Genomic DNA, 12,961 nt, shown 5'->3' with positions numbered 1-12,961 from the left:
TTTATACCTCCTCAGCCAGAATTTCAGCTGCTATTTCTGCTGCCTCTACGTTATTTTCTGCTAATATAGAACCAACTTCTTTAAGCTTTTTCGCCTGCTGGCTGTAATTTTGATAATCTGATTCAGTTCCACAAATATAACTTACAAAAATTAATTCCCTGTTGTCATCAGCTGCGATTTTTTTAGCTTCTTTTATTGCCTTTACTGAAGCCCCTGCTGGATCAGAGTGAGAACCATATCCTAATTCAAAGTCAAGTAAAATGACTCCTACTTCGGGGTCTTTAGCTTCTTCTAAAATTCTTTCATTTCTTAGTGATGGCTCAATCATTGGGTGAGGTTTTCCTAAAGTAAATTCGTCTTCCCCCATATCTAAGAGAACATTACCCTGATAATTATTAATATCAGCAAGCTTTTCCTGCTCATTTTTGGCAATATTACTTTTGATTCCCTCTAATTTATCTCTTAAAATATAGAGTGCTTCAGCACAGAGAGTACCACCACCAAATAACCCTCTTAAATGTTTTTGCTTTTTATTTAATTTGGCTTTTTCCTCTTTTATCTTAGCCTGAAGTTCTTTATTTTCTTTAATTCCTGTCTTTTTTTCAACAGTAATTCCAGCTGCTTCGACTGATTTTAAAGCTGCATCTTTTAAAGTGTTTGCAAATACTATTTTTTCGTCATCACTGTCTCTATCACTTTCTAAAAAGCAGATCACAAATTTTTTGTCGATTTCTGCAGCAACTTTTAAGATCTTTGCTTCTACTTCTTCAGCAGGTGGTTTAGAAATCAAAGTAATTACTTCAGTTTCTGGATCAGCAGCCAGTGCCTTTATAGATTGAATCATCATTTTACCGCCAATTTCTTTCTTTAAATCACGACCACCAGTTCCAATCGCCTGAGCTACTCCACCTCCGTTTTTATCAATTTGAACCATTACTTCCTGCAGACCTGTACCAGAAGCAGCTATAAGTGAAATATTTCCCTCTTTAACTTTATTTGCGAAACAAAGACCTTTGCTATTTATTGCAGCAGTACCACAGTCAGGCCCCATCATCAGCAGACCTTTTTCGACAGCAAGATCTTTTAGTTCATTTTCAGCTTCAATACTTACATTGTCACTAAAAAGCATAACATTTAGATCATTTTTTAGAGCAATTTTAGCTTCTCTTGCTGCATACTGTCCAGGTACTGAAATCACAGCAAAATTAGCTTCAGGAAAATCTTTTAAAGCTGAATTTATAGTTTTAGCTTTAACTTCTTTCTTTTCTCCTTTTTTATCATCCTTATTATCTAAAAGGTCTTCAACTTTTTCTAAGGCAGTTTCGTACTTTTCTTCATCTTCAGCCTTAATGGCAATAATTAGATCGTTTTCACCAGCTGCCTCAGATTCTTCTGTAGCCATCTCAATGTTATTTAATAGATCTTTATTCATTGCTGTTCCCATTGAAACAACAGCATCTTCTACACCATCAACATTTAAAATTTTATTTGAAAGTGACATTAATGTTACTGAGTCATAATAACTATCTTTTTTAATTAAAGTTTTAGAATACATTTTTACCCTCCATTATTTTCTCTAATATTTATAATTACGTCAAAAGCTGTCATTATTCCGACAGCAATATCTTTACCAGATGTCGATCCTATTTCTAATACATTCTTAATAACTTTTTCTTTTATTTTTTCTTCTGCAGTTAATGCGTTTATTAGTTTATAAATATTTTCTCTTGTACTACCTCTCATTGAATATTTTAGCATTTTTTTACTAATATCAGTTGTTTCAATTTTGAATTTTTTGATTATTGAAACTATTTCCAGGAATAATTTTTCACCCTCTTTTAGCAAATAGAATACGGATAACATTCCAACTAAAAAGTCATCCCCAGAAGGTGTTAAACCAATCCCAAAACCAATTATACTTTTTATTTCAGCAGTTATATCTTCTCCAGCTATTAATTTAGCTTTTAAGTTAGATAATCTAAGATTAAGTTCTTTAGAAATCATCCCTGGACTTTGCTCAAACTTTTTATCAGAATTAAAATTAGCTAAATAAAAATACCCACAGCCGTCTGTAGTTAATTTACTTTTTAAATATGAATCAAATAACTTTTTATTCTTTTTAAAATAAATACTATTAACTTTATCAATCTTTGCTGCAGGTACTGTCCATATTTTTAAATCAGCTAAAGAAATTTGTAATTTATCTGCTATAGTTATTTTTTGATCATAATATTTAACTTCCATTTCTTGATTAATAAAGTTGAAATTAATTTTAGAGTCAACTATCAAAGTTGCCGGACCATTGTCAAGTTCATTGTTGGCAATTGTTATTAAATTTCCGTTTGCATCTATAAGATTAATAACTCGATTAAAAACACTATGGATTTTGAGCCCATCATTTTCAGACTTAGTTACATAATCCAAGAATTTATGATCACAACTTTTCGCTTTTAGATTATATCCTTTTGGCAAATTTTTTTTCATAATCTTAAACTCCATATTTAGTTAATATTTTATTCAGGAAGAATATAACTTAATATAATTGAAATAATAGAGGCTGGAACAACACCAGAAGTTAAAAACAGCTGAAAATTATTTGGTAATGAACTAACAGCCTCTGGAACAACATTTAAGCCTATTCCAATCCCTAAAGAAATAGCTATTATCAACATGTTTTTTCTAGTATAACTGACATTTTTTAAAATTGATAAGCCTGAAACTACCACCATAGAAAACATTGCTATCGAGGCACCTCCGAGAACCGGTTCTGGCATTATCGAAATAACGGCCCCCAGTTTAGGCAGTAAAGAAAATATCAGTAAAATAAATGCCCCTATTTTTACAACATGGCGGCTAAAAACACCTGTTAGGTTAACTACCCCAACATTTTGAGTATAAGATGTATTTGGAAAGGCGTTAAAAAAGGCTCCAATAGAACTTGCCAGACCATCTGCCATGACCCCGCCTTTTACCTCTTCAACTCTTGCTTCTCTTCCTTCAGAAGCGTTTGTTAGAGCTGATATATCGCCAATAGTTTCTATTGCTGTTGCTATATACATAAAGATCATGGCAATAATTGCTGAAGGCTCAAAGCTGAGCTTGAATGCTAAAGGTTTAGGAAATGAAAACCAGGAAGCATTATAAACAACGTTTAAATCTAAGTCTCCCATAAAATACGAAACTATATATCCAACTACTAAACCGATTAAGATAGAAGAAGATTTAAAATATTTGTTTCCATACTGATTAAAAATTATGATTGTCAGCAAAACAATCGAAGATAAGATTAAACTTTTGCTATCTCCAAGATTTGAGCCGCCTGCAGCCTGTCTTATTCCAACTGGAATTAGAGTAATACCAATAGTTAAGATTACTATACCTGAAACCAGTGGTGTAAATATTTTTTTTAGTTTAGAAAGATTAAATCCTAAAAACATTTCGAAAAGTCCACCAATTAAACTAGCACCTAAAACAACTGAAATTCCAAATTCTTTCCCTATGGCCAATACAGTTGCAATAAAAGCATTACTGGTTCCCATCACAATTGGTAGACCAGAGCCAAAGTCTCCTTTTTTTCTTATCTGAATTAAAGTAGCTAACCCAGCCATAAACAAAGCAGATTGGATCAAAAAAGTGGTTTCCTTTGATGTTAAACCAATAGCTCCAGATAAAAGCAAAGGAACTGTTATATTGGCTGCAAACATTGCTAATATATGCTGCAATGCCAGCGGAATGCTTTTTAAAAATCCTGGGTTACTATCAATTCCATAAATTATTTCTATATCTCCACTATTATTATCCAACAATTCCACTCCTCTTGATTATTTTTTATTTCTATGGTTATTGTCTAATATTAACTTTTGTTATACGGCAAAGAAAGCTATTATCATTAGGAGAAATAATGCAGGTATGACAAACTTTGCGTTCTCCTTTACTATATCCATTATTTCTTTATCAAAACCTTCTGATAAGGCAGCAACATTAATTTGAACCGGACTTATTTGAGTTCCAAAACCCGTTGCAATTGCTACAAAACCCATCGCTTCAGATGGTAATCCAAGCACGGAAAGAGTTGGCAGAATTAAAGTTAGTACTCCGGCTGTAAATGCTCCTGACGGAATTGCAATTAAAAACGCTACCAGCATAGCTGTTGGAACTATAATCCCCTGGGGTACTTGTTCTACAAGACCAGCCAGCTGTTCGAAAGTCCCTAAATCTCCAATCATATTGATAAATGATAGAAAAATACCTACTGAAAATAAGGTTGTAAGTATAAATCTTGAACCGTCTATTAGTGCTTCAGATGTTTCAGCAGTATCCAGTGGAGTTAAAAGCACTGTTAAGATTGCTGTGAAAATAACAGCAGTTGCCGGTGAGAAAATTGAAATATTTATTAGATTATTGATACTGCTTCCAGCAACAACCATAACTAAAAGTGCCACAGCAGGTGTAGCAGTCTTTAATAAAGAGATGCTGTCTTTTTTATTTTCTTCTTTATCCTTATTAACAACGATGCTCTTACGTTTTCTGACTCCATAAATTGCTAGACCAGCAGCTAGTAAGAAAAACAAAATTGTAAATGGCCTCATGGCGGCTGCATGTGCAATAACATCTCGACCTGCACTCTCTGCTGCTAATACTGTTTCAGTTGAAGCGGGAGATGTTGTAAAACCAACTGCTGTAGCTATTGCCATTGCAGCAATCAGTTCAGGTACAGCCCCAACAGCAGCAGCGATAAGAGGTGCAGTAACCATTGTGTTTCCGGCACCTAAACCTGCCATATACGTTGCAAAGGCCTGGATTAATACCATAATACCTGCTAAAATACTGATTCTACCTTTTAGACTTCTACGAGCTAGTTCTACTAATGCTTCAATACTTCCCGCTTCAGCAACCATTGCTGCAGAAGCTGCATATAGTATGGGAACAGTTATTCCCAGCATGTTGGAGACACCACCGATAAAATGACCTGTAGCTTCCCCAATGCTTATTCCGCCAATTATCATTGTCAAAACACCACCAACAAGACCAGCAAAAAGCATATGTTTTCGCATAAATAATAAAACCAATATAACTATCAAAGGTATTACATTGATTAATAGCTCCATCTAATTTCCTCCTAATATGTCTGTTTTAGAGTTTAAATTATTTTTCAGTTATTACTGCTACAGGACCTCCGCCAGCTGGGCCTTGATGTTCAGCACCACCTGAAATATAAAGCATAGAATCTCCCATAACTGAAGCTAAAACTGCATTAACAACTGATCTAGCCTGTCTGGTGTGGTTAATATCTGAATCTGTTAGCATTGTTGTTCTTCTACCTCTGACATAGCCGTCTGGTGAAGCTTCTGCTTTAGCAAAAATGTTTACTATTTTTTCTTTTTGATTTTCAGCTGGCAGCTGATCAAACTCCAAGCCACTATTTTTCATAGCTTCTAAAACAGAATCCATATCAATTGAATCTTTCATAACACTGTGCCCAATTTTATATTTACTATTGGAAGTATTAGAATTACCCATTAAAATAATTTCACAGTTTAATAATTCTACTCCAGCAGAAGTTGATGCAACCTCAGAATATAATGACCAATCTTTAAGAATTGATTTTTGAGTCAAATCCTGGCGTTCAATTTCTCCTAAAGCAAGTCCTACTCCAAGAGCAGATGCTCCTCTAGAATAGCCCATTGATTTATAAGTATCATTTATTACAACTTCTTTACCTCTTTTTTCTGCTTCCATTATCCTATCTGAGGTTAAAAGTGGGCATTTAATCTGAACAAAGTGCACATCTTCTGTGCTTTCAATACCTGCGTCTTCCATTAATTTTAAAACAACTCGTTCTACCTCTTCTGCCATTTCAATTGTACCTATTTCTTCAGGTAGAAACTCCTTTGTGAAACCAACACTTACTGCAAGTGATTTTTCAGCATAAATTTCTTTCTTACTGCTGCTTTTAGTAAATACTGTTGCGTGAGGAGACATAACCCCTTCAGTTCCTCCAGACATAACAAAAGCAATCTTTTCGCCTACCTCTTTTCTGCTTAAATTTAACTTTTCTGATAAGTAAACTTTAAAAGCAAGGGTTGAGAAACCTCTTGTAAAATCATTAACACAACCATTACCTTCTGTCTTTCCTAATACGGCAATAATTTCTTCAGCATTAATCTCGCCTTCATTGATTAATTGTTTTAAACCTGAAATATCATCAGGACTTGACATTGGAATTTTGTAAACATTAACATTCATAATTTATTCCTCCTTTTTGAGTACAATTAAATGATAACACTGTTTTAATTTTTAATCATCATAAAGTTGCGACAAAAAAAAATACATATCTTTGTCACTAATTGCCAAAGATATGTATTCCAGAGCTCTTTCAGTTGTAATTTAATATAATTTAGTAATTTTATCAGGTTATTTAAAGAGTTAATTGATCATTTGCTTTTAACCAGAGATAAATATTATAGGCAAAAACTACTTCAGCCAAACGGTATCCATTTTCAATATCTATTCCATAGTCTTTTAATTTATCTACCCTGTATCGCATTGTATTATAATGTAAATACATTGCTTTCGCTGATTTTTTTAAGTTGAAATTATTTTCAATTAATACCCTTAGAGTTTTTATTAACTTCATTTCATTTTGTCTTTCGTATATAATTAAATCACCTAATTTTTTATCTAGAAAAGTGTTTAAGAGTTGATAATCATCTATTTTGTCAATTAAACTAAATATCTCATATTCGTCATATTTCATTACAAATGATTTTTCTTCTAATATCTTTGCAATATCCAGATTTTTTTCTGTTATTTTATAGGCATCAGGAAACTGATCAATACTTTTAATAACCTTAGAAGTACCTATACCTATTTTTGATTTAATATCAATTTTTTCAATAATATTTTCACCAACGGAAAGCAGGTTCTTCTGAATTCTCTTATCAAAAATAGCATTTATAAAAACAACAAGCGAATCATTTATATAAATTGTTTTAATTTTATCCTGATAAATTGACAAACTCTTATTAAAAGCTTTTTCAATCTGTTTATTATTTAATATATTTTCATAAGTATTCCTTTTTTCAAGCTCATCTTCAGTAAAGACCTTTATTATCATCATAATTTGGGGAAATTCTAACTCCCAACCAAATGCTCTTGCTTTATCAATTGCTTCAACCTGAGATTTTATTTTACCCTGCAGAATATTTCTTATAAAAGCATCCTGAAAATTTTTCTCCTTTTCCAAAACAGCATTATTTTTAAAAAATACTGAAGCAATTAGTAAGGAAGCCTGTTCTACTGCTACCTGAAGATTTTTCTGATCTAGAAATTCCTTTTGAGTGAGTAAATAGCCAAAACACTGGCTGCCAGCTTTTATTGGATGAATAATTAGATCGTTTTTATTAAATTTCTGCTCATCTATTTTCAAGCTTAATTTTTCATTAAAGATTGATCTATCATCACCTGGAAAGACGAACTGAATATCCTTTTCCTGGAGCTCTTTAGATATAGAAATAATTTCGAAGTTGGTATCAGTTAAAATAATTGGGTTTTTTATCATTTCAGATAGGCTATTAACAAGTGATTCCAGGCTTTTCCCCTTCAAAAAGAGATCCATTAATTTTTCGTGAATAGTATTTCTAAATTCTAAAGTGTTTAAATGTCGATCTAATGATAATTCAAGTATTTTATTTGCCATTGTTGAAAGATTTGCAGCATCATCAAGTTTAATAAGTGGTAAACCAAATTTATCAGCCTGTTTAATCATGACCTCAGAAATTTCATCTACATATCTACCCGGTTTAATACAAATTGCAGCGATATTTTTATCAACAAGTTTAGGAATCAACTCTTTCTGAGCATTTTCATTCTGGTGAATTGGAAAAAGAGTTGTTAATAAAATATTATTTTCTTCAAGGTATGGATAAATATCTGGAACTTCCATTAAAGAAGCACTTTTAACAATTTTATCTATTCCATTTTTTCCGGCTATTAACTCTGAATCTTTAAATATTTCTAATTCTAAAACATCTCTAACTTTAATAGACATATTTCTCCTCCATTATTTTGAACGTTACTTTAAATCTAATATCTTTCTAAGCATCCTTAGTACTGATTCTTCCCTCACATAATTATCTACTTTATTTAGGTCAATCCATTTTAAACTTTTAGATTCACTGCTCTTTTCCAGTTCTTCTTCAGAGTTAGCTTCCATTAGAATTCTAAGGTCATAATGAAAATGTTCAGCCTTCTCATCACTCGCAGGAATTTTATGAACATCAAGATCAAATATTTTTTGTTCCATAATTGAAAGTGAATTTAACCCTGATTCTTCTCTGGCCTCTCTTAAAGCAGCTTCCTGTATCAACTCTTCTTTTTCCAGATGACCTCCCAACTGAATCCACTTATCTAACGAATTGTGGTAATGCAGCAGAACTTTATCTCTATTATAATTTATAATCCAGGCGGAAGCTGTTAAATGTCCCTTAGAATTAGTTCTCAAATAATCATCTTTGTAATTGACTAAAAAATTGAATATTTGATTTTTATATTTTTTTTCAGCCAAACTATCTGGTTCATAATTTTTGACTTGAGACAGTATTTTTTGAAAATATTTCAAGTTATTGACCTTCCTTTTTATAAATTACACAGTAAAATATGTAATTATTGAGTTATTTAATATATAATTCTTAATAAAATATATTTTTCCTGTATGAATAGATAAAAGCCGGGAAATACCGGCCTAATTTTAAGTATATAGATTTAAAAACTAATGTTAAAATTATTTTCTGATTTTAGTTCCAGTGTAGGTGAATGCATCACTATTCATATCAAGGCGGTCATCCTTTATTTCAGCAATGATATTCCCACAATTTCCACAGACAAAGTTTTTGCCCTCAACTTCTCCGTCATAGATCCTTGTGATCTTGCTTTTCCAGCAGCGGAGAACTCTGCCCTGTCCAATTTTTTTATATTTAAAAAGTTTAGTTTTACATTTAGCACATTTGATTGTCAGCATATATAAATTATTCTAATCTCCTGTGTTTTTATAGTTTAATTCAAAAAAATGATCTACAATTTCATTTAAATTAAATTTATAGATCATCAAGTAGTTCTTCTATTTTAGGTTTAGTTTCAGTTAAATTAACGGTTATAATTTGCCAAACAATATTCAGATCTACACCAAAATATTCATGAATAACTATATTTCTTAACCCAATCATCCGTGACCATGGTATTCCACTATTTTTCTTATATACTTTTTCAGATAACTTATTAGCTGCTTCACCAATAATTTCTATGTTTCTCAATACTGCATCAATAGTTAGATTATCATTTTTAAATTCTTCTTTAGTCATTTCTTCAGTATAATTAAATATTTTATTCATAGAATTAATTATGTCTTTTAAATATAACTCATCTCTTCTCATTGATAAATCACATCTCTTAAAATATCATCTTTTAATTCTGGTTTTAAAGCTTCAAAAGTTACTAAATCAACTTCTCTATTAAGTTGTTCTTCTAAAAATATTTTTAGATCTACAAATTCCCAGCCAATATCTTCTGAAAATTCAACTAAAATATCTATATCACTATTTTCAGTTGCCTCATTTCTAGCAAATGAACCAAATATAGCAATACTTTTAACATTAAATTTATCCCTTAAAATAGGTTTCAGCTTTTTTAGTTTAGCTTGCAAATTAGTGTTTTTCATTTGGCATCTCCTTTCTTTAAGAGACTAAAATTTATAATTTAATTATACCAATTCCTCTGAATAAAAACAAAATTAATTTTATTAAAATAATACACTTTAACATAGTTGTCACATTGTTGAAAATATTTTTAAATAACTTTAATAATTTCTTCTGTTTTATCAATCATTCCTTTTAATGAATGATTAACTCTTTCCTGATTTGCCCTTTTATTTAAATACTCCCAGTCAATATCTTGATAATTACTTACCATCATACCAAGGATCCATTCTTCCTGCCACTTTTCATTCCAGTGTACATAAGCATTTAACCTATCAATTATTATATTTTCTATCCCCTATTTTTTCAAGTTTATTTTTTCTGGATCTAATCATCATTTTAAATAAAAGCATTTCTTTTTGAGGGTTTCTTCTCCTTGATCCACTGCGACAATTATCAATTTCTTCAGCCTCATTTGAATTATTTTCAGTGTTACTACTATTGATTGATTTTAAGTAGTTTCTTACCTTCCTCATTTGGGACTGTTTATTTTTTTATTATTACGATATTCAGCGAAATTCTTTTTAACCATAATAAAACCTCCCATGCTTATTTCTCTGTTTTTAACTTAATTATAACATAAAAGCTCGAATTTTTATAATTCTCTCTTTTGGATGAACACCAAGCCAAACAGCTCCTAAACCTAGATGGACTGCTTCTTTAAGTATATTTTCTAATACTTCTTCTTGCAAAAATTTCTTTCATTATTACCATCTCTCCATTCTTTAGATCACTAAATTTACATTTCAGTTAGCTCTAAATATTTATTAAAATTAAGGCCACCACTGTCATTACAATAGAAGCCCATTCTTTGATCTTTAATTTTTCTCCAAAAAAGAGATAACCAGCTGCAGTGATCAAAACAATACTCCCAGCACTGAATATTGGAAAAACAACTGCCGTTTTTAGATAACTTAAGGCGCTGATCAGAAAGAAAGAAGAAAATAAGTTGGGAATTCCGACTGCAAATCCGGTCAGTAGTTCAGATTTTTTGGGCAGACGACCGACCTTTTTAAAGCTGTAAAAAGAGCTGATCAAAAAGGCAGAAAAGAAAACCCAGAACAAAAATAAAACCTTATAGTCGACCAGGGCATATTTCTGAAAGATCTTGTTGCTGAACTCTGCAATCCCTCCATAAAGAAAGAGAAAGATTAAATTCAGCCTTAAGGCCTGACGCCAGTCCCGCTTAAAGGGAAAGTTGACCAGGATAATTGAAGTAATAGCCAGCAGAATACCAATCCACTGCAGATCTTCAGGATATTCCTGCCAGATAATTATCGCAAATAGCATCGGAATTAGTATTCCCAGTTTGCCAAAGGTTCCGGCCAGACTGGCTCCATTTTCACGCACACTTTTTTGATAGTAAATAAAAGAAGTAAAGAAAAAGATACCGGCGACTAAGCCAATTATAGTTGCCCACTGCTGGCTTGACTGTGCAGAAAATAGACCCTCTCCCTTAAATATAACCTGGATGAAACTGGAACTGAAGTCACTTTGATTGAAATCAAAGAATTTAATACCCTGCTTTAATAACAGAAATAAAGCAACCCCAGAGGCAGTAAAATAATTGGCTGAGGTTACTACATATCGATTTAAATTATTTGATTCGCTGAATTTAAAGATTAAAGCAATTGAAGAACTGCATAAAACAGCCAAAAACAAATAGATCAATTTTTAAACACTCCCTGATTTGATTTATTTTTCTAATTTTAAAATTTTAAATAATTTATGCTTAACTTATTAAATTTATTCTAACTTCTCTAAATACCTTTCAGCTGTCTCTATGTGCTGCTCTAACTTATCTTTATCCATTCTATCTAAAATTGAAAGCATTAAAGACATCCGTGGATTATCTGCAAATTTATCCCTGTTTTTGTCCAGAAAGTGCCAGTAAAGACCATCCCAAATTTCAGCCCACCTGCCAGCCTTGTAATGACTCATTTTTTTAATATAATTGCTGGATGAGATGTAGGGTTTGGTCATCATCTTTGGGTAAGAATACTGGCTCATGCCGTAGATATTGGCATACATAACCCAATCATAGGCATCAATAAACATCTCCATAAACCATTTAAAGACCTGGTGCTGGTTCAGTTCAGATAGCAGAAAGAAATTTCCAAGCACCATTAAGCGCTCAATATGGTGGGCATAGGCAAAATCTAAAGCTTTTTTAATTGAATCATCCAGGACCTCAATTCCTGATTGAGCCTGATAAAATTTTTCTGGAAAATCCCGCTGGTGTTCAAAAAAATCACTTGCTGCCATTGCCGCTGACTCTAAATCATAAAGTCCTCTTACATATTCCCGCCAGACAATTATCTGTCTGACAAAGCCCTCAACTGAGGCAATTTCTATTTTATTATTTTGATAATGATCAAGCACAGCTTCTATAACTTCCTCCGGATTTAAAAGCCCAATATTTAAACTTGATGAAATTAAAGAATGAAAGCCAACCACAATTTCTTTTTCAAAGGCATCCTGGTATTTGCCAAAGTTTTGAAATCTATTCTGAATAAAATCAGCTAAGAGTTCTTTTGCTTCTTTTCTATTAACAGGATAAAAGAAATTATTGAGATATCCCGGGTTATCGCCAAAGTTTTGCTCAATATATCCTTTGGCAGCTTTAAGTTCCCTGCTATCAAATTTCGGCAGTGCAGGAATCTCAATATCTTTCGGAAACTTCTTTCTGTTTTTGGTATCAAAGCTCCATTTACCGCCCACTGGGTTTTGATCTGAACCGATTAAAATATCCAGCCTCTTCCGCTGCATTTTATAATACTGGTGCTGAAAAAAATCATGGTCTTCAAAATACTGAGCATTTTGCTCTCTCGTAGTTAAAAAATTGGGGCTTTCTAAAATGGTCAGTTCAATTCCTGCTGCAGCCGTAATTTCTCTAATTTTATTTTTTAAATCTTTATTGATCGGATCAAAGACTGTCAGGTTATCAAAATCAGTTATTATCTCTTCCAGGCTAGTTTTATATTCATAATAGCTGAGTTTAGCTTCACTTTCTTCTTTCAGTTCCTGATAAAAATTCTGCATTGAGGCTCGGTGGAGCAGCAGTTTTTTCTGATTATAATTGTACTTAGTAAAATATTCTTCAGCCTCATAGAGAATAATCTTTTCTACTTTCTTTTTTTTAATCTGTTTAAAAAGCTGGTTTGGTAAAACTAATAGATTTTTTATCATTTTATCAGTCCCTCTTTATT

General features: G+C 32.1%; 14 protein-coding genes. All 14 read right to left on the bottom strand.

Translation table 11 applies throughout. The annotated features are described in order from the left end of the window. Position 1 precedes the first annotated feature (1 nt). The 14 genes from fdrA to ACZ446_RS06315 all read right to left on the bottom strand — a co-directional run bounded on the left by fdrA (position 2) and on the right by ACZ446_RS06315 (position 12,941). Positions 2-1,555, bottom strand: a complete 1,554-nt coding sequence (gene fdrA / locus ACZ446_RS06380) for an acyl-CoA synthetase FdrA (RefSeq protein ID WP_464394278.1) — start codon at positions 1,553-1,555, stop codon at positions 2-4. A 2-nt stretch (positions 1,556-1,557) separates the two neighbouring features. Next, positions 1,558-2,484, bottom strand: a complete 927-nt coding sequence (locus ACZ446_RS06375; RefSeq protein WP_464394277.1) for an oxamate carbamoyltransferase subunit AllH family protein — start codon at positions 2,482-2,484, stop codon at positions 1,558-1,560. Between the two features lie 29 nt (positions 2,485-2,513). Beyond that, positions 2,514-3,803: a uracil-xanthine permease family protein gene (locus ACZ446_RS06370; RefSeq protein ID WP_290763027.1), complete on the bottom strand. Its 1,290-nt coding sequence runs from the start codon at positions 3,801-3,803 to the stop codon at positions 2,514-2,516. A 60-nt stretch (positions 3,804-3,863) separates the two neighbouring features. Next, positions 3,864-5,108, bottom strand: coding sequence for a Na+/H+ antiporter NhaC family protein (locus ACZ446_RS06365; protein WP_464394276.1), 1,245 nt, complete (start codon positions 5,106-5,108; stop codon positions 3,864-3,866). A gap of 37 nt (positions 5,109-5,145) precedes the next feature. Then, positions 5,146-6,246 (bottom strand): cyanuric acid amidohydrolase, encoded by a 1,101-nt coding sequence (gene atzD / locus ACZ446_RS06360; protein ID WP_290763024.1) that lies wholly within the window; start codon positions 6,244-6,246, stop codon positions 5,146-5,148. Positions 6,247-6,418: 172 nt separating this feature from the next. Beyond that, on the bottom strand, positions 6,419-8,050 hold the full coding sequence (locus tag ACZ446_RS06355) for a PucR family transcriptional regulator (RefSeq protein WP_464394275.1): 1,632 nt from the start codon (positions 8,048-8,050) through the stop codon (positions 6,419-6,421). A 24-nt stretch (positions 8,051-8,074) separates the two neighbouring features. Beyond that, positions 8,075-8,620 (bottom strand): NUDIX hydrolase, encoded by a 546-nt coding sequence (locus ACZ446_RS06350; protein WP_464394274.1) that lies wholly within the window; start codon positions 8,618-8,620, stop codon positions 8,075-8,077. A 162-nt stretch (positions 8,621-8,782) separates the two neighbouring features. Continuing rightward, entirely contained in the window at positions 8,783-9,019 is a 237-nt protein-coding gene (locus ACZ446_RS06345) for a hypothetical protein (protein WP_464394273.1), read from the bottom strand. A 76-nt stretch (positions 9,020-9,095) separates the two neighbouring features. Then, entirely contained in the window at positions 9,096-9,389 is a 294-nt protein-coding gene (locus ACZ446_RS06340; protein ID WP_464394272.1) for a HepT-like ribonuclease domain-containing protein, read from the bottom strand. 38 nt (positions 9,390-9,427) lie between these two features. Further along, entirely contained in the window at positions 9,428-9,715 is a 288-nt protein-coding gene (locus ACZ446_RS06335; RefSeq protein WP_464394271.1) for a nucleotidyltransferase family protein, read from the bottom strand. A 128-nt stretch (positions 9,716-9,843) separates the two neighbouring features. Further along, positions 9,844-9,969 (bottom strand): hypothetical protein, encoded by a 126-nt coding sequence (locus ACZ446_RS06330; RefSeq protein WP_464394270.1) that lies wholly within the window; start codon positions 9,967-9,969, stop codon positions 9,844-9,846. Between the two features lie 58 nt (positions 9,970-10,027). After that, the gene (locus ACZ446_RS06325) at positions 10,028-10,228 is read right to left on the bottom strand and encodes a hypothetical protein (protein ID WP_464394269.1); all 201 of its coding nucleotides are present in this window, start codon (positions 10,226-10,228) and stop codon (positions 10,028-10,030) included. Between the two features lie 280 nt (positions 10,229-10,508). Further along, complete coding sequence (locus ACZ446_RS06320) at positions 10,509-11,423, bottom strand: SMR family transporter (RefSeq protein ID WP_464394268.1); 915 nt, start codon at positions 11,421-11,423, stop codon at positions 10,509-10,511. A 75-nt stretch (positions 11,424-11,498) separates the two neighbouring features. After that, complete coding sequence (locus ACZ446_RS06315) at positions 11,499-12,941, bottom strand: cryptochrome/photolyase family protein (protein WP_464394267.1); 1,443 nt, start codon at positions 12,939-12,941, stop codon at positions 11,499-11,501. Positions 12,942-12,961: the final 20 nt, after the last annotated feature.

The sequence above is a fragment of the Halanaerobium sehlinense genome (genome assembly GCF_055379485.1).
The sequence above is the reverse complement of the archived record's forward strand: the minus strand, read 5'-3'. Positions and strand labels throughout refer to the sequence as shown.